Raw genomic sequence first — 18225 nt, forward strand, 5'->3', positions numbered from 1 at the left:
CTCACCAGGTCGAATCTATGTATCCCTGTGCTCCGTTCAACGCCTGCTCAACACCCATCGCACCACTGAAAATGGCCTGAAGGGCCGGCTCGAAGGCTTCAAAGAGCATCGCCTGATAGCCCGGCCCGTTGGGCATGTACTGTCCGCTCGCGATGATCCTCTCCAGTTCGGGATCGCCCTGGACGGTTTCGAAGAGCGGGTATTTCCAGTACTGCCCGCAGAAGGCCTCGCTCTTCTCCATAAGGTATCTCGCGAACTCTATAGACTGCGCGTAGCTTTCCTCTTTGAATAGGGCGAAGCCCTTGGAATCTATGACACCCCTTATCTTCCTGCCTTCTAGATCCGGTAGCGGCACCATCGCAAAGTCCAGATTCGCGGCTGCGAACTTCTCGGCCATATAGCTACCCTGAAGCATAATCCCTATCTTCCCGTTTCTGAAGAGGCCGTTCATTGCAGCCCTCTCCAGTCTGCTTAGCACTCCGGTGTCGAAGTATACCTTGACCGCTTCGACGGCCTCTACACGTTCCCTGCCGCTCAAGAACGGCCTTCCGCCCTCTCCGACCGGAGATGGGTCGGAAATGTAGGGAAACATCATGTAGGGGGAGGTGAAATCGAAGGCGACGGGGTACTGAACGACTTTCTTCAGCTCCTGCACGATCGCTTCGAGCTCTCCCAGATCGAGCTCACCGGGAAGTGGCAGCCCGGCCTTATCGAAGACAGTTCTGTTGATGAAGGCTACCTGGACATCTGCGTAAAAGGGAAGCGCCACAACGGCCCCGTCGTACATATAGGCCTCCAGGTACTCCCCTTTGAAACGGGCCAGATCATCGGCGGCGATTTCGAGCGCTCTCTTCGAAGCTCCCAGATTCCCCGAGTAAGTATCCTTGACGAGAGCCATGTCGGGCAGGTCGCCTGTCTTTAGAGCGACTCCAAGCTTTTCCTCGATCTTGGGGAAATACTCCAGTTCGACCTTTATTCCTTTTTCCCGCTCGAACGACGAGGCGACTTCCCTGTAAAAGTCCTCGCCCTCCCAGCTCACCCAGACGGTCAGCCCTGCGAGCGGAACGACGACTGTCAGTATCAAAAGACTGCAAATAAACCTGTACATTTCAAACCTCCAGATTCAGTATTTCGAAGAAGATCTTCTCGCTCCTGAAGGGGGCATGTCTCAATCTTATTCCAGTGGCATCGAAGATCGCGTTCCCGATCGCCGGTATCGGCGAATCTATGCCTATTTCCCCGATGCTTTTCGCTCCGAACGGCCCGGTGGGTTCGTAGCTTTCGACCAGTCCGCAGGTCAGCTTCCCGTAATCCATCCTGGAGGGAACCTTGTAGGTGAAGAAATCGTTGGTGAGCATCCGGCCGCCGGTGGAGTAGATTATATCCTCGTACAACGCCCAGCCTATGCCCTGCATCGAGGCGCCCTCCAGCTGTCCCATGGCCTGAATGGGGTTGAGTGCCAGCCCACAGTCGGCGTAAGAGACGAGGTTTATCAGGTAAACCTTGCCGGTTTCAGTATCGATCTCGACTTCGGCGAAGGTGGCGAGGAAGGGCGGTGGCGACTCCTCGCCCACGTAGGAGGCCGTAGCGGCGATCTGTTGCTGGTTGAAGGTGTACATGTGCCTGGTGCAGAGCTCCTCCAGGCTCACCGAGCTCCCATCGTCGCACGTCACGATTCCGGCCGAAAGCTTCAGATTTTTCTCTTCTCTCTCCAGGAAGTTAGCCGCCAGCTCGAGTATCTGCTTTTTGACCTTTTCGGCAGCCAGCCTCACCGCGTTGCCCGAGACGTAGGTAGTACTCGAGGCGTAGGCGCCTACGTCGAAGGGTGTAACATCGGTGTCGGAAGAATAGACGATTATCTTCTCGAGGGGAACGGAGAGGACCTCGGCCGCGATCTGGGCGAGGATGGTGTCGCTCCCGGTGCCGATATCGGTGGCGCCCACCAGAAGGTTGAAGGAGCCGTCTTCGTTCATCTTGAGCGTCGCGGCGCCCATATCGACCCTGGGTATACCCGATCCCTGCATGGCCAGCGCGCAGCCTAAACCCCTGACCCTGCTACCCCTTCTCGTGCGCCTGCCCCTCTTCTCGTCCCATCCTATCGCTTTCTTTCCCAGATCTATACACTCCTGGAGCTTGCAGCTCTTCATGATCTGGGGAACGCCTTCACGGCCCTCGCCCATTATCTTGAAGATCGGAGAGGTCTCTCCCTCCCTGATCGAGTTCATCTCCTTCACTTTCAGCGGGTCGATCTTCAGCTCGTGCGCCAGTTCGTCTATGGCGCAGTCGAGCGCGAAGAGTCCCTGAGGCGCTCCATATCCCCTGTAGGCGCCGGCAGGCGGCAGGTTGGTGTAAACCACGTCCCCGCCGAAGCGGACGGCATCGACCTTGTTGTACAGCGGAAGAGTTTTCGAGCCCGAGACCATGAAGGTCGTCAGACAGTGCTCGCCGTAGGCACCCGTGTTGGAGAGACCGTGCATGGAGATGGCCTTTATCCTGCCGTTGCCGTCGGCCCCGACCGTTATGTCGTACTTCATCTCGTGTCGTATGTTCGAGGCCATCGAGACCTCTTCCCTGGTGTAGATTATTCTGGCCGGCCTCCCGGTCTTGAGCGTCACGATCGCGGCGTAAGGCTCGGCTATTATCGACTGCTTCCCGCCGAAGCCCCCGCCTATTCTGGGCTTTATGACGCGTATTTCCGATATTGGTTTGTTCAGTATTCTCGACAGGATGCGCCGGCAGTGAAAGGGGACCTGCGTAGAGGTCACAACTATGAGCCGGCCGGCCGGATCGAGGTAGGTCACCGCGTTGTGCGGCTCAAGCGCGGCGTGTAATTGTGTGTCGAGGTGGTAGGTTCTCGTGATGACGTAATCGCAACCGTTGAGCGTTCCCTCGACGTCTCCTATCTCCATTTCGAAGTGCGCCGCGATGTTTCTCGATTTATCGAAGAGGCCCGAGCAGTCTTCCTCGTCGTGTATCACGGGTGATCCTTCCTTCATCGAGTCTTCCATATTCAGAACGGGATCGAGAAGTTCGTACTCGACCTCTATCAATTTCAGGGCTTTCAGGGCCGCCTTCTCGGAGGTAGCCGCCACGATCGCGACCGCGTCTCCCACGTAGCGCACCTTCCTGTCCAGCAGGTAAGCGTCGTATGGAGAAGGCTCGGGGTATCCCTGGCCGGCTCTGGAGTAGGGAATCCTTTCCAGATCCTCGTGCGTCAGGATCGCGACGACGCCCTCGACGGCGCGGGCCTGATCGGTATCTATGGTTTTTATTATCGCGTGAGCGTGTGGAGAGCGCAGAAGCTTCACGGTGAGCGCACCGGGGACATCATAATCTGGAGTATATACGGGTTTCCCTCTCACCAGCGCTCTGCCGTCGAGTTTCTTCTTCGGCTTTCCAACGGTTTCAAAGGCTTCACTCATAGTCGTCACCTCTCATCGCTTCGGCCGCCTTCTTTATCGCCCTGTTCTGGGACTCGTAGCCGGTGCACCGACAGACGTTGCCGTTCAGGGCTAGCTTTATATCGTCGTCTGAAGGTTCGGGATTCTCCCTAAGGAGCGCCTCGCCCGTCAGAACGATTCCCGGTATGCAGTAGCCGCACTGCGCCGCTCCCTCCTCCAGAATCGCTTCCTGAATTGGATGGAGCTTCTCGCCCTGCGAAAGTCCTTCGACGGTCTCGATCGTCTGGCCGTCCACGGAGGCGGCGAAGGTGGAACAGGAAAGGATCGGTTTTCCGTTCACCAGCACCGTACAGGTGCCGCAACTGGCCGAGTGGCAGCTTCTTCTCACGCTCTTGTAGCCCAGGTCTCGCAGTATTTCGAGGAGATAATCGCCCGGATCGATGTTGATCTCGTGGAGGTTTCCGTTGACGTTGAGAGTTATTTTCATCTGACCATCTCCTTTATCTTCTCGGCGGCCTTCTGTGCCATCACCGAAGCGAGGTGCTTTCTGTATTCGAAGGAGGCGAGCATGTTCGAGCCACCGGTGAAGTTGTCGAAGACCAGACTACGTACGATAGAGGGCATTACGTCGTTGATCTCCAGTTCTTCCAGGGCGTTCTCTATCGTCTCGAACCTCATCGGGTATTGCGGTCTCGAACCGCATACGACTCTGGCGGCCTTTATACGTCCTCTCTCCGGCCTGACGGATATGGCGACGTTCACGGTCGCGATATCGAAAGTAGTTTTGGAAAACTTCTCGAAGGCCGATACCCAGCCGTCCTTCTTTATGATTATATGTGTTATTAGAGGCTTTTCACCGGCCGGAAGAGCGAAGTAATCCGAGAGCATTATTCTTCTATAACCATCGGGGCCATAGACCATTAGGCCGGCTCCGGTCGCAAGCAGGCAGGCGCTCACATCAGACCAGCCGAGCTTGGGGGCGATCGATCCGCCAATCGTGGCCATGTTCCTTATCTGCCAGGAGCCGACCAGAGAGAAACTGTCGTAAAAGAAATCGCCGAACTCCTTCCTCATCAGCGGGTCCTTCCTGAAGGCTTCGACCGTGGTGGTCGCGCCGACAACTATCTCGTCCTCCTTGATGGAGACCGAATCGAGCCTGAGACTTTTCAGATCTATTATCCGTTCTATTCTCGAGGATCCCATCAACGCGACGATCGTCCCGCCCGAGAGGAAGATCGAATGCTCCCTGTCGGCCTCCATCATCTCGAAGGCTTCCTCGACCGTCTTTGGCCTGAAGTACTCTTTTACATTCGAAAGCATGATTACCCCTTCTTTCTCCAGACATTTAGAGTTCTTTGAACAAGGTTCCTGACCACCGTCGATCTGTACCAGGCGCTGGCCCTCACGTCGTCTATCGGCGATATCGCAAGCATAGCCAGTCTGGCGAACTCCCCGTCGTCGAATTTCTCCCCGGCCTTCTCGAAGTACTCGCAGGCCTTCTCCGGCACGGCCACTGTGGGCGCGACCGAGCCGAAAGCCATTCTGATCTCCTGTCCGGATATCAAAGAGCCGACAGAAGCGACGGCGATCGCCATGGCGCTCCTCTGCCCTACCTTGTAGAACTGGGGAAAGTAACCCGGGGTCTTTTCGAGCAGTATCGCGCCGACGTACTCGTCTCTCGAGAGCGTGGTCCTTCCCGGGCCCTTTATGAAGGAGGAAACCTTCTCCCTCCGTTCTCCGTTCACGCCGGAGATCACCACCGTCGCGTTCGAGAGGTAGAGAGCCATGATCGAGTCCCCGGCGGGAGAGGCGTTTACCAGGTTGCCCGCCAGAGTTGCCCTGTTCCTTATCTGCGGGCTTCCGATCTCGCGAACGACCATCGGCAGAATCGGACAGCTGGCGGCTATGAGTTCGCACTTGAGCAGTTCGCTCATCGTCACCCTGCTCCCGATCGAAACCTCCTCGCCCAGATCGAGTATGCCGTCCATGCCCTTCATTCTGGCGAGACTGACTATCCTGGACGGGGATAGCCTGCCAGACCTTATCCTGACCAGCAAATCCGTACCGCCGGCCATTATCTTGCAGTCTTCGCCGCCGAGCATGCTCTTGAGTTCTCTTTCATCAACGGGCATCAACAATTTGAAGGAAATACGCTACCACCACCCTTTCAAACCTCATCGCGAACCGCGAGTCCCGACGAAACATCGATATATATCAGAGCGTTTAGAACCGTCTACAAGTATTGAAGTTCCGGGCTCCGGGTATGAACTGGTTATCCAGTCCCGTCTTTTACCTGTAATTTGGAACACTTTCCCTCAAAGCGGACTCTCTATATCCTCTGGAACATCTATATCCACCGTATGGCGTTTCTCTCCCTCTATGGATCTGAACTTCGCGATCCCTTCCTTGACCAGCGCGAAGGCTCCCCTGTCGCCCTCGATCTTCGAAAGATCGAAAAAGAGCGTCTCCGGAACGAAGGTGGGAAAGCCTTTTATGCCCTGAAAAGCGAAGGCCGTCAGCTCCTTTCCATCCGGGGCTTCGGCGAGGAGTCTTTCTACGTCCCTCCGTTCTATGAAGGGCATATCTCCCAGCGTCAGTACCAGTCCCTCCGACCGGGGATCGATGCTCTTCAAGCCGGCCTTTATGCTGGAGGCGATGCCCGTTTCGTAATCGTAATTCACCACTACCCTGAACCCGTCGGGCGAAAAGAGCCCGAGCGGGAAGCCCGGTTTGATCACCAGTATCTTTTCCAGCTCGAGAAGGCTGAAACTGTCGAGCGCCCACTGCAACAGTCTCTTGCCTTCGAAGAAAGCCGTCAGCTTTTCCGACTTGAAGCGGCTCGAAGTGCCGGCCGCCAGAAGAATCAACGCAACCCTTTCAGGCTTTGCCATTTCTCAACTTTCCGGCCGCATCCCTTATAGCCTGAACTATCTTGTAGTAGCCCGTACACCGGCAGAGGTTGCCTTCAATGGCCTCCATTATCTCCTCGTCGGAGGGATCTGCGTTCCCGTCCAGGAGCGCTTTGGCCGACATCAGCATGCCGGGCGTGCAGAACCCGCACTGGACGGCCCCCTTCTCTATAAACGACTCCTGAAGGGGATGCAGCCGGCCGTCTCTTTCCAGGCCCTCCACCGTTATAACTTCCCTTCCATCTATTTCCGGTACGAGAACCAGGCAGGAGTTGACGGCCTTGCCGTCGATTATCACCGTGCAGGCTCCGCATTCACCTTCACCGCAGCCTTCCTTGGTTCCGGTGAGCTTCAGCTCTTCCCTGAGGAAGTCCAGAAGCCTCATGTCTTCTCTCACTTCGAGAGAGTAATCCCTACCGTTAACTTTGAAATCGATCTTCACCTATTTCCTCCTCGATAATCTTCCTGTCGGGCGGTAACTTGCGAAGCGCCGGCATGATCGACGAAGGGCTCTTGAGATCTTTGAGACCGTTACCCGTTACCACGATCACGACCCTGCTGTCGAGCGATAGCAGACCCTGCCGCGCGCACTTCTTGAACCCGGCCAGGGCAGTCGCGCCGGCCGGTTCTGCGAAGACGCCGCTTTCTCTGGCCATTTCGATTATACCCTCAAGAATTTCCTTATCGGAAACATCTATCAACATACCTTTGTTCTTGTGCGTGTAACGACAGGCCTTCACCACGTCCCTCGGCTTGCCCACGCAGATGCTGTCGGCAACCGAGTTGGCCCGAATATCGATCGGCTCGAAGGGGAAACCGGCTTCGTAAGTCTTCTTTATCGCAGCCGCGCCCGAGGCCTGGACCCCTACAATGATTGGAAGCCTGCCGATCACTCCCATCTCCCTCAGGTCGTCGAAACCCTTGTGGAAGCTGGATAAAACCGTGCCGTCGCCGGCCGAGACGAAAACATAATCGGGAAGCCCGCCAATCATCGAAAAGGCCAACTCGAGCGCGCAGGTCTTTTTCCCTTCCAGCAGATACGGATTTATGGCACTGTTGCGGCAGTACCAACCCCTTGAAAGACCGATCTCCATCGACAGATCGAAAGCCCTATCGTAGCTGTCCTCTATCGCCAGAACCTTCGAGCCGTAAACCTGGAGCTGTGTCAGCTTGGCCTGTGGTGCCGTCGCCGGGACGAAGATGACGCTCTCGAGCCCCGAAACGGCAGCCATACCCGAGAGAGAACTCGCGGCGTTGCCTGTCGAGGCGCAGAAGACCGTTCCGTAACCCTTCTCGACGGCCTTGGCCACGGCCACCGAGCTTGCCCTGTCTTTGAAGGAGGCCGTGGGATTTCTTCCATCGTCCTTTATGAACACTTCTCCTACCCCGTACTTCCGGGAGAGATTATCGCATCTGTAAAGCGGAGTGTTGCCCACCAGCAGGTTCGGCTTGAAATGATCGCCCTCGAAGGGGAGGAGAAAATCGAAGGCCCAGATTCCGTTTTTGCCTAAATCTAACCTGTTTCTCGAATACTCACGCCTGACGATATCGAAATCATAGATCACTTCCAGCGTACCCTTTCTATCGCCACAGACCGGGCAGGTGTACTCCACCTCCGCCGGGTCGTACTCTCGCGAGCAGGTTATGCACCTTAGGCGGTATTTACTCAAATCAGCACACCCCCGATCGCACCGACCGGGCAACGCGACTGACAGAGTCCGCAACCGAAACAGGCCTCCCTATCGACCTCCACCATCCCGTTCAGCGAGAGGGCGAAGTAAGGGCAGACCGAAACGCAAAGACCGCACCTGGTGCACTTATCGTGATCGATCGCCGGATTGCGCACCTCGAAGGATAAACCTGGCTGCCGGACGCTTGAGACCGCCTCCGCGACACTGTGAAAGCCCCTGCTCTCCAGAACCTTCGGAAGGTCGGAGATTATTCTCGAATATATATCCTTTCCCTTTATCAACGCTCCGGAAAGCAGTTGCACCGCGTCGGCACCGGCGCTCAAGAAATCGACCACGTCCCCCGCGCTCGCGATGCCTCCCACGCCTATAACGGGGAGGCCGGTGACCTCGCGTATTCTTCTGACCATCGAGAGAGCCAGCGTCTTGATCGCCGGACCGCTGATCCAACCGAAGCCGTCCCCGCTTCCCATGGGCGAACGCTTCAGCGCGGCGTCGTAAGGATAGACCGGGCCGAGCGAGTTTATGGCCACCACGCCATCACCCCTGGCCTTTTCGATCGCCCGTACCATGACGGCTGGATCGTTCACGGAAGGGTCGAGTTTCAAAAAAACCGGCCGGTCGCTGTTTCTCTTGACGGCCGATATCAGCTCCTCCATCAGGGAGGGATCGTCGGCCACGTAATGGGTCGATAGCTCGAAGGCGTCCGCGTCTTTGTAGAAGAGAGGGACCAGTTTTTCGAGATCGATCGGCGAATATCCCAGACTGACGATCAGAGGAAGATCGGACTTCTCCCTGAAGGCCGGGATGAATTCCTCGAGCCATCTTTCGTAAGAAAACTCGCTCCAAAGCTCGGTGTTGACGACGTGATTGTTCGTGGCGATTATGCACGGCCGCGGCACTTTCGCCGCCACGGTGGAGATAGTTTTAGTCACCATCGCCCCGACGCCGAATGCGGCTATCGAGAGCATCTTTTTATCGTCGCCCGTGAGGGGCCCGGAAGCGGGCATCACGGGATTGGAGAGTGACAGTTTGCCGAGTCTTGTGGACAGGTCCACAGTATCGCCCCCTATATTCTCTTCCATATATTGGCCGAGAGTCTTCTGGCCTCCGAGTAGATCGCTTCTTCATCGACCAGCGTCGCCCTGCCGCCGGAAAGTACGTGTCTACCGGAAACGAAGGCGTCCGTAACCTTAATGTTATCACAGATCCCGAAGAAGTAATGATCGAGAAAGTTCCCGGCGTCGACCGGCGTCGGACTCCGGTAGTCGATCACGACCAGATCGGCCGCGCTTCCCTCGCGAACGGTTCCGAGGTTGGCGCCGAAAGTCCTGGTCGCCAGACGGTAATTGGCTCCGAAAAGCGTATCCTTCAGATCCGGGCTACCCGACACCCTCGGGTCTCTCGAGAGGTAATGGGGCGTGAGAAGGGCGAACCTCACATCGTGGCAGAGGTTGAAACCGTAACCGTCGTTCCCGATCGCCGTTTCGACACCCTCTCTTAAAAAGCCCTTCCAGTCTGGCAGACCGACTCCGTTGTTCGTGTTCGATTGTACGTTCAATGCTATGCTCCCGCCCGTCCCGGGAATCAACTCCCTCTCTTTGGGCGTGGTGTGGATGCAGTGGGCGTATATGGAGCCCGGGCTCATCAGGCCGCTCCTGTGAAACCTCTCCAGCACTCTCTGGTCGAAGAGCGAAAGACTTCTCTCCTGGTCCTCCGGCCCCTCGGCGATATGCACGTGGATAGGTATCGAGCCGGAGATCTCTTTCGAGACCAGCGACAGAGTCTCCCTCGACAGTGTCAGCGAGGCGTGCAGTCCGAAGAAGCCCCGCCGAAAAGGCGTGTTGAAGCGTGAAAACTCCATATTCTCCTTAATGCCTTCATCGCGTGCCTTCGTGCCGTCTCTGTCGGAGACCTCGTAGGCCCCGCAGTACCTGAGGCCGGTCTCGTTGACGGACCCGGCGATCGTCTCCAGAGAGCCGCTTATCGCATTTGGCGAGGCGCTGTGATCGAAAAGCGTCGTGACGCCGCTCTTGAGCGACTCTATCGCGGCGACATAGCCGCTTATCTTCAACTCCTCCAGCGTGAGCGAACGGTCGAGCCTCCACCAGAGCTGCTCCAGAAGTTCGGTGAAAGAGCCGGGATTGAAGGGAGAGAGCCTCATCCCCCTGGAGAGAGTCGAGTATATGTGAGTGTGGGCGTTCACGAAGGAGGGCATCACGAGACTGCCCGCGAAATCGAGATTCTCGCCTTCGTACCGGCTCTCTCCGGCCCCCACCGCGACTATCTCGTCGCCTTCGATCGTCACATAACCGCGCTCTATGAACTCACCGTCGTTGGTGTATATGGAAACGTTATTCAGCTGCACTTCGATCCCCCCAAAAAACTCTCTTTCTCTCTACGAACTTTCCGCTTCCGGTCTCCAGCAAGACCCTGTTTTCGTGGAAGGCCGGCCTTCCCCTCATCACGGTCGTCACTACCTCTCCCCTCAGTGAAATACCCTCGAAGAGCGAGTGATCACTCCCTGTCAGAGGCGACCTGGAATAGTCGTATAACCTTTCCCTGTCCACGACGGCTATGTTGGCCGCCCGTCCCGGTGCCAACGTTCCCCTTTCGGGGTGGAGACCGAGCAGCCGGGCCGGGTTGATCGAAAGGAGCGAGGCCACCTTCACGAGATCGCCGTCGAAGAGAGTGTTCAATACGGAAAAGGAGAGTCCCAGCGATCCCGTGCCGAAAGGTATCGAGGAAAAGCTCTCTCTCTTGTCTTGCGTCGTGAAGGGACAGTGATCTGTGCCTATCGACCCGATATTCCCCTCGAGAAGCCCGCGCACCAGAAGCTTCCTCTCCCTCTCGCTCCTTGCCGGGGGACAGTAAGTGTTCAAAAAGCCCGACTCGCCGCCGAGGGCCTCATCGTTCAACATCAGGTATTGTGGGCATGTCTCAAGCACAGTATTATTTTTCCATTCTGTATTCATAAGTGACAACGCCTTCACCGTATCTCCGCTGGAGACGTGCACCACGTAAAGCTGTCCATCGACGTATTTTGAGAACAGTACCAGTTTCGCCACCTCCGAGAGCTCGGCTATCGCCGGCCGTAGGTGTGGCAGATCCCTGTATGTCGGGTCGCGGTCTTTCCGCAGTTCTCTCTCTCGCGACAGTATTATTTCGTCGTTTTCGGCGTGGGCGAGGACGACCAGGCCGCTAGACCTCGAAAGGGCGAGGAGATCGAGGAGTGTCCCGTCGTCGGTTCTCCTGCCCGAGCCGCTGTAGGTGGTGAAGACTTTGATCGACGGCATCCCCAGATTCATGGCCGCCTCGACTATCGCCTGAGGCGTGAACTCGGGGTTTCCGGCCAGGGTTACGTGAAAGGCGTAATCGACCCGGCTGGCTCTGGAAGATCTCATTCGCCTCTGCACGGCCTCTTTCAACTCTTCGAGCGTTCTCACCGGGTCGAGAAAATCGATCACGGTCGTTACCCCGCCGCTAAGCGCCAGGGCCGACCCCGAATCGAAGTCGTCGCGGGAGGTGTATTTCCCCTGGAAGAGATCGAAGTGAACGTGGGGGTCTATGAAGCCTGGGAGCAAAAAAAGGCCAGAGCAGTCCAGCGACTGCCTGGCCTGGAATTTCATCTTTCGCTCTGTTATAAGTTCGATGACCTCGTCCCGGATATACACGTTCGCGGGGAATAGCTCCTCCCCGTTGCAGACCGTCCCATTCTCCAGGGCAAGGTCGTAGATCATGGCCTGCCGCCCATCGTCAGGGCCATTATCGCTTTGGCCGTGTGGAGCCTGTTCTCGGCCTCGTCTATCACTATCGATTGCGGACCGTCTATCACTTCGTCCACCACTTCTCTGCCCCTGTCGGCCGGGAGCGCATGCATGTAAACGGCCCTCCTATCGGCCAGTTTCATCCTCTCGGGCGTGCAGATCCAGTCCCTGTTTTTCCTGACTTCCGTCATGATCTCGTCGGTGTTTTCCGAGACGTAGAAGCCGCCCCAGGACTTCGGAATGACTATGTCGGCCTCCTTGAAGGCCTCGTCCATGTCGTGAAGGATCTCGAATTTCGCGCCGCTACCGAGGGCGTTCGACTTCGCCTGTTCCACGATGTCGGGCATGAGATCGAAGCCTTCGGGGTAGGCGAGCCTGACGTCCATCCCGTATCTGGTGAAGAGAAGTATCTGGGACTGCGGAACGGAAAGAGGCTTCAGATGACTTTCGGCGTAAGCCCAGGTTATCGCCACCTTCAATCCGTTGAGATTGGTTCCGAAGCGTTCGCGAATAGTCATCATGTCGGCCATCACCTGCATCGGGTGGTAGATGTCGTCTTGAAGGTTAAGTATCGGAACGTCGGAGTATCTGGTCAGGGTTCTCAAATACTGGTTTCCGGCCTTGAACTTGCAGTGCCTCACGGCTATCGCGTGGCCGTACCTGGAAAGAATCATCGCCGTATCTCTGGGAACCTCTCCGTGTGCCGTTTGCATCGTGGAAGGATCGAGGTAATGGGCGTGGCCTCCGAGCTGCGTTATGCCGGCCTCCATGGAGTTTCTGGTCCTCGTCGATTGATCGAAAAACATCAAAAAGACAGTCTGGTAAGGCAGTAGGGGAGTAGGGTCGTTGATCGCGAACCTTCTCTTCAGATCGGAGGACAGGTCCAGCATCAGATCGATCTCGGTCCTGTCGAAATCCTGCGTGGTTATGAAATCTTTTCCTCTAAGCATGCTGCTCATATTTTACCTCCAGCTCTATTGTGAAAGCCTCAAGGGCAATAGTGCGTACATCGCCGCCGCCCTGACCAGGTGATCGACCGGGCATTGATCGTCGGGACTGTGGGCGTAGATCTCGTTGGCCGGCCCGAAGCCGATCGTGGGTATCGAGAAGACCCCGGCCGTAGCGATCCCGTTGGTCGAGAAGGTCCATTTGTCCACGAAGGGTTCCGCGCCGAAGACCTCCCCGTAAGCGGCGACGGTTTTCCGGACTATCTCTGAGTCCTCCTCCATCACCCACGTCGGGAAGTACTTCTCGACCGGGAAAGAGAGTCCCGTGTAGGAAGGCCTGTCGTAGAACAGCTCGACTATCTCGGCCTCTTCGCCGGCCAGGGTGATCGCCCCTTTCAACTCCTCTATCACCGATTCCCTGGTCTCTCCGGCGGTCAACCTCCTGTCCAGCTGGATCGTGCACTCGTCGGCGACCGCGTTCTGGGAAGGCGATTTGAAGAAGATCTGTGTGACGGCGATCGTTCCCTTTCCGAGGAAAGGATCGTCTTTCAGCCTCTCGTTGAGCCTCTCTATCTCGGCTATGATCCTGGCCATTCTGTATATCGCGTTAACGCCTCTCTCCGGTGCGCTGGCGTGACAGGAGCGGCCCACAGTCCTTATCTGGAGCTCCATTCTGCCGCGGTGGCCCCGGTAGATGTTTAGATTGGTCGGCTCGGTGATTACCACGAAGTCCGGCCTTATCCCGTCCCGTTCGATTATGTACCTCCAGCAGAGACCGTCGCAGTCCTCCTCCATCACAGTGCCCGTTACGTAGAGGGTGAAATCGCCCGTCAGACCTTCCTCCTTCATGATTTTCGCGCCGTAGACCATGGCCGCCATGCCGGCCTTCTGATCGGAGGCGCCCCTGCCGTATATTACGCCGTCCTTCATCTCTCCCGAGAAGGGATCGACCTTCCAGAGCTTCTCGTTCCCGACCTCTACAGTGTCGATGTGGGCATCCATGGCTATCACCTTTTTGCCGTTGCCTATCCGGCCGAGGATGTTTCCCAGGCCATCGACTATCACCTCGTCGAAGCCAACCTTCTCCATTTCCCGTCTTATCCTTTCGACCGCTTCGCGTTCACCGGCCGAGAAGCTTTTTATACTCACCAGATCCCTTAAAAAATTTGCCAGATCGTCTTTGTAACTTTCCGCTTTAGATAGAAGACTACCCTTCACGCTATCAGCTCCCTGAATTGTTTTTACTATTATAACCGGATTTGTGTGCCGTATGAAGAACGGCTAGAGACCATCCTTCCCTATCAACAGCCCGCAAAGGTTCCGTGCGTCCTTATAGGGCGACACTCTTACCCGCTTGCGGAAAAGACTCTCTTTCTTATCGAAATTGACTGCCAGCGTACTATAATCTCTTTGGGGAGGTGATCTGATGGATACTCTCAAAGTCGTGAACCTGAAAGCCAGAATCGGCACTTTCGAACTGGGGCCGGTAGATCTGAACGTGGGCAGAAAAGAGATAGTGGGCCTCATAGGACCTTCCGGGTGCGGTAAGACGCTCCTCCTAAGAACCATAGCCGGTCTTCAGGAGCCCGTGGCCGGACAGGTCTTCATAGATGGAAAGGATGTCACCTATCTCGAGCCCCACCTGAGGGGCCTGGCCTTCGTCTTCCAGGACAATGCGCTCTTTCCGCACTTCGACACGCACAACAACATAGCCTTCCCCCTGAAGATCCGCAAGGACCCACAGACCGAAGAGAAAGTACAGAAAAAGGCGGCCGAGCTCGACGGCCTGGCCGACTACCTCGACCGCTGGCCGAAGGAACTGCCGGCCGGTATGAAAAAACTGACTGCGATCGGTCGCGAGACGGTGAAGAAGTTCAACCTGATCCTCATGGACGAACCCTTCGAAAGGCTCGACAAAAAGATCAGGACGGAACTGAGGGCGATGATAAAACGCATGCTGATGGCCATAGGAGAGTCGGTCCTGATAGTTCTCAACGATCCGGAAGATGCGCTGGCGATAACCGATCGAGTTTACGTCATGAATGACGGAGTCTTCGTCCAGAGCGGCGGACCCCGCGAGGTTTACACCAGTCCCGCCTCTCACTTCGTGATGGAACTCTTTTCGACCATGGGTATCAACAGAGTGGGCGGCGCAGTCTTCAGACCCCAGGATGTCGAGATCGACGAGAACGGAAGCTATGCAGCGCTGGAACACTGCGGCCCCTACGACTCGAAACGCGTCCTGTGCAACGCGAAAATGGAGGGCAAAGATGTCGTGCTGCTTCTTCCGGTCGAGTGCAGAGAAAAACCCGGCGTGAAAATCAGGATAAAAAACTCCTTTAAAAATTAATATCACGCCAGATTCCCTGATTCCTGGTCCATGAGGAGCAGCAGGAGCCGTCCTTCGAAAGAGCGGAAGGGCAAGGTCCCGTATATAAAGAACGGGGTCACATTTAGGATTCCTGAATGGGAGCCCTGAATAAGAACATTTCAGGGCAGGGGGGTCTCCGCCGATTAATACTATGACTTAAACAATTGTTGGTAGATACAAAGAATACAAATCCGGTAGTTTTCTTTAGCGTAATCACCGGTGATTGCTCGCAATCTAAAGGGGATGAAATGAACGGATTCGATTTTCTTGCTGGATTGAGGTCAGATGATAGGTATAGGGAACTGCGTGTAATAATACTGACCAGCCCTGATGAGATAGACAATGAAATCGAAGGGGTGGAGCTCGGCGCCACGGACTATATAAGAAAACCCATCTCTGGAGAGATGGAATTGCGACAGAATACAGGGTACTTGATCAGCGAACCGCTGAATGAAAAAGCAGCAATCGAATTTCTCAGGGAATACAATTACCAGCAGCAACTGCCGTAATGACAGCTTTCGAAGCAAACACCCGGGATTGTCAGCCCCTTGCTCCAGTGCGGGATCTCCTGAAGCCGCTATCGCTTCGTGATGAGCCTTTCTTTTGAATCTCGTTTTTTCCTGTACGGGTAATATACGATTTCTCCCCAACTTGTCAACAAGTAAATTCATCACCTTTCGTTTTGTAGACTTATTCTGGAATATACGTTTCAGATTCCGTGTATACACCCCGAAATGTCCATAGCCGACCTTCGATGTAGGTTATTTCGAAGGTAGAATCGAAATGATAGAGTTGTCTAGTGAGCAGACAACTAATCAAATACAGGTGGTAGAAAATGGCTATGAAGACGAAGAAACGCACTTCTACGGATGTTGTGAACAGACTGAAAAAGATGATAGTCCTCGAAGATCTGGAGAGATTGCCCGGCGAGGTGGAGCTTTCCAGCAGGCTGGGTGTCAGCAGGACCATAATAAGGGAAGCGCTGAGGGTACTGGAGTACGAAGGAGTTACCAGAACCGTTCACGGCAGCGGCACTTTCGTTCTGAAGAGAACCAGCCTGAAGATACTGTTCAACGTGAACTTCGAAATAGAGACCGACAGCGCGAGAGACATTCTAGATCTGATCGAACTGCGAAGCACGCTCGAGAGATCGGCGATAGCGCTTGCCGTTTCTCACGCGAGTCCGGCCGATCTTGAGGAGTTATCGCACTGTATGGACAGGCTGTCCAGGGCGATATCCACCAGGGAGAACCTGGGCGATACCGACGCCTGCTTTCACAAGAAGTTATTCGATATCTCCCACAACCGCTTCCTAAAGGAAGTCTTCGATGTGGTCTTCGACGGGCTTGAAGTGCTCTGGAAATCCCCCCTCGGACTGGATACTTTCGGCGACGCTGGACTGCCACTACACAGGGATCTTTACGAGGCGATAAGGGAGCGCAATCTTGATGCGGCGCTGGAGATCTACGACCGGATAATAAGCCTTGACAGGAAAGACATTATCGACCTCACCGGTTACGAACCGAAATCGCAGATGCAGCATTCAATCACGGGAGTGAAGAGAGATGGAGATTGACATCCTGAAGATGCTGGAGAGAAAAGACAAGTGGTACCTGGGCGGCGGCAACAGACTGCTGTGGACGCCCCCCTTCCCGTTGCACCTGGATCGCCCCGGTGCCTGGGATTTTGTCAGTTATTTCGATTTGAGGATCGACCCCGGGTACACGATCAGCGTAATCGACCGGGGAGTTCCGGTCGATTTCATCTGTATCGACAGACTCTGGAACCCCGCCTCTTTGAGCAGCCTCTTCCGTGCAGGCGATCTGGAAATGCTGGAAGAGAAGGCCCTGCTGAAGGAGGATTTTCTGGCCTCCAGGGTAACCCTGAAGAACGACTCGAAGGAAATGAAAGAGCTGGATATAGTCGTCTGGACAGCCCAGCAGTGCTCCGATAGCGACAGCGAGGTCGATACGCAGATAATAGATGCGGTCGGCAGCGGTATCGTTTTCAAGAAGAGACTTGTCAAGCCCAGGAGAAGACCTTATCCCGCTCACGTGATTCTGGCTCTGGAAGGTAAGGAAAGCCACAACGTATCCTTCTCGGAGAGAACGGGAAACCTCCCGAATTTCAGATTGACCCCGTTCTACGAGAAACTCGAAAGAGATGGATTGATCGAGAGAATCGATACGAACGGCATCAACCGGGAGGGCTTGCTGTACATAGGGCTGCACAGGAAAGTGAAACTCGCTCCCGGAAGCGAGACGACCTTCAACTGCGGACTGGGCGCGGCCCCGGGTGTGGAGGAAGTCGTGAGGGCAGCCGGAAGATCTCTCGGGTGCGACCCCGTCGAGGAGAGCCGGAGAAACTGGGAGTCGTACTTCAGATTCCTCCCACGCTTTTCGATCGGGGAACCCTATTTCCAGAAATACTACTATTACCGCTGGTACGGTCTCAAACTCTTCACCGGCGAAGTGGACGAAGCCTACATGAAGCACCCGGCCATAGCCGAGGGACTGGATTATTTCCGGGCCTTCATAACCTACAGCGCACAGTGCCACATGCTCGAGACGAGATGGTCGGCCAGCCCGGAGGTGGCAAGGGGAAGTCTCTTGAATTTCATAGAAAACCAGAGGGAGGATGGCTCCTTCGCCGGGCACATATACGTCAACCAGTTGCAGGAGAACGGTTTTTACCACGCCGACTGGGGTAGGGCGGTGATGGAACTGCACCGGGTACATCCGGACAGATCCTTCATAGAGCGCATCTACGAACCACTGAAAAAGTATCTCGCGTATTTCGACAGGGTAAGGGACAGAGAGGGCTGCGGACTCTACGATGTGGTGGACCAGTTCGAAACGGGACAGGAATACATGAGTCGTTACACCGCTGTAGATCCAATGGCCGACAGGTACGGCTGGATAAACAACATACGTTTCAAGGGGGTCGATGCCACGGTATACGTGTACAACCTGAAAAAGGCCCTCGCCTGGATGGCCGGTCTTCTGGAAATGAAAGAAGAGCGAATGTTCTTCGAAGAGAGTGCCGCGAAGACTAAAAAGGCAGTGCTAGAGCTCATGTGGGACGGCGATGAAGAGATCTTTTCCGATGTGAATCCCGTCGATTTCAAGAGAACCGGCGTGAA

General features: G+C 55.6%; 17 protein-coding genes. 4 read left to right on the forward strand and 13 right to left on the reverse strand.

Annotation, left to right across the window (positions count from 1 at the left end; translation table 11 throughout):
* Position 1: 1 nt before the first annotated feature.
* From PKX57_RS01175 to PKX57_RS01235, 13 genes are all read right to left on the reverse strand, one after another.
* Complete coding sequence (locus tag PKX57_RS01175; RefSeq protein WP_214048351.1) at positions 2 to 1108, reverse strand: extracellular solute-binding protein; 1107 nt, start codon at positions 1106 to 1108, stop codon at positions 2 to 4.
* A gap of 1 nt (position 1109) precedes the next feature.
* On the reverse strand, positions 1110 to 3422 hold the full coding sequence (locus PKX57_RS01180; RefSeq protein ID WP_213920231.1) for a molybdopterin cofactor-binding domain-containing protein: 2313 nt from the start codon (positions 3420 to 3422) through the stop codon (positions 1110 to 1112).
* Positions 3415 to 3888, reverse strand: a complete 474-nt coding sequence (locus tag PKX57_RS01185; RefSeq protein ID WP_213920232.1) for a 2Fe-2S iron-sulfur cluster-binding protein — start codon at positions 3886 to 3888, stop codon at positions 3415 to 3417. Before PKX57_RS01185 ends, PKX57_RS01180 begins: the two co-directional genes overlap by 8 nt.
* Positions 3885 to 4721: an FAD binding domain-containing protein gene (locus PKX57_RS01190; protein ID WP_214049037.1), complete on the reverse strand. Its 837-nt coding sequence runs from the start codon at positions 4719 to 4721 to the stop codon at positions 3885 to 3887. The genes PKX57_RS01185 and PKX57_RS01190 overlap by 4 nt, the downstream gene beginning before the upstream one ends.
* 2 nt (positions 4722 to 4723) lie before the next feature.
* Entirely contained in the window at positions 4724 to 5533 is an 810-nt protein-coding gene (locus tag PKX57_RS01195) for an FAD binding domain-containing protein (RefSeq protein ID WP_472415819.1), read from the reverse strand.
* A gap of 183 nt (positions 5534 to 5716) precedes the next feature.
* Positions 5717 to 6292 carry an NTP transferase domain-containing protein gene (locus PKX57_RS01200; RefSeq protein ID WP_213919830.1) on the reverse strand — a complete coding sequence of 192 codons (576 nt, stop codon included), beginning with the start codon at positions 6290 to 6292 and terminating at the stop codon, positions 5717 to 5719.
* On the reverse strand, positions 6279 to 6752 hold the full coding sequence (locus PKX57_RS01205) for a 2Fe-2S iron-sulfur cluster-binding protein (RefSeq protein WP_213919829.1): 474 nt from the start codon (positions 6750 to 6752) through the stop codon (positions 6279 to 6281). The genes PKX57_RS01200 and PKX57_RS01205 overlap by 14 nt, the downstream gene beginning before the upstream one ends.
* On the reverse strand, positions 6730 to 7980 hold the full coding sequence (gene thrC / locus PKX57_RS01210) for a threonine synthase (protein ID WP_472415821.1): 1251 nt from the start codon (positions 7978 to 7980) through the stop codon (positions 6730 to 6732). The genes PKX57_RS01205 and thrC overlap by 23 nt, the downstream gene beginning before the upstream one ends.
* On the reverse strand, positions 7977 to 9083 hold the full coding sequence (locus PKX57_RS01215) for a 4Fe-4S binding protein (RefSeq protein WP_472415823.1): 1107 nt from the start codon (positions 9081 to 9083) through the stop codon (positions 7977 to 7979). The genes thrC and PKX57_RS01215 overlap by 4 nt, the downstream gene beginning before the upstream one ends.
* Positions 9068 to 10366 (reverse strand): amidohydrolase family protein, encoded by a 1299-nt coding sequence (locus tag PKX57_RS01220; RefSeq protein ID WP_213919827.1) that lies wholly within the window; start codon positions 10364 to 10366, stop codon positions 9068 to 9070. Before PKX57_RS01220 ends, PKX57_RS01215 begins: the two co-directional genes overlap by 16 nt.
* Positions 10353 to 11738 (reverse strand): dihydroorotase, encoded by a 1386-nt coding sequence (locus PKX57_RS01225; RefSeq protein WP_472415825.1) that lies wholly within the window; start codon positions 11736 to 11738, stop codon positions 10353 to 10355. Before PKX57_RS01225 ends, PKX57_RS01220 begins: the two co-directional genes overlap by 14 nt.
* Positions 11735 to 12724 (reverse strand): ornithine carbamoyltransferase, encoded by a 990-nt coding sequence (locus tag PKX57_RS01230; RefSeq protein WP_472415827.1) that lies wholly within the window; start codon positions 12722 to 12724, stop codon positions 11735 to 11737. Before PKX57_RS01230 ends, PKX57_RS01225 begins: the two co-directional genes overlap by 4 nt.
* Positions 12725 to 12739: 15 nt before the next feature.
* Positions 12740 to 13930, reverse strand: a complete 1191-nt coding sequence (locus tag PKX57_RS01235) for a YgeY family selenium metabolism-linked hydrolase (RefSeq protein WP_472415829.1) — start codon at positions 13928 to 13930, stop codon at positions 12740 to 12742.
* A 208-nt stretch (positions 13931 to 14138) separates the two neighbouring features.
* Between PKX57_RS01235 and PKX57_RS01240 the strand changes: the two genes are divergently transcribed.
* From PKX57_RS01240 to PKX57_RS01255, 4 genes are all read left to right on the forward strand, one after another.
* Positions 14139 to 15062 carry an ABC transporter ATP-binding protein gene (locus PKX57_RS01240; RefSeq protein WP_472415831.1) on the forward strand — a complete coding sequence of 308 codons (924 nt, stop codon included), beginning with the start codon at positions 14139 to 14141 and terminating at the stop codon, positions 15060 to 15062.
* Positions 15063 to 15250: 188 nt separating this feature from the next.
* Positions 15251 to 15592: a response regulator gene (locus tag PKX57_RS01245; RefSeq protein WP_470745637.1), complete on the forward strand. Its 342-nt coding sequence runs from the start codon at positions 15251 to 15253 to the stop codon at positions 15590 to 15592.
* Positions 15593 to 15918: 326 nt separating this feature from the next.
* Complete coding sequence (locus PKX57_RS01250) at positions 15919 to 16659, forward strand: FCD domain-containing protein (RefSeq protein ID WP_213923035.1); 741 nt, start codon at positions 15919 to 15921, stop codon at positions 16657 to 16659.
* A partial coding sequence (locus PKX57_RS01255; protein WP_472415833.1) for an MGH1-like glycoside hydrolase domain-containing protein occupies positions 16649 to 18225 on the forward strand: 1577 nt, incomplete at its 3' end. The genes PKX57_RS01250 and PKX57_RS01255, both read left to right, overlap by 11 nt.

Source organism: Mesotoga sp., from assembly GCF_035363035.1.
In the GTDB taxonomy this organism is placed as follows: Bacteria; Thermotogota; Thermotogae; order Petrotogales; family Kosmotogaceae; genus Mesotoga.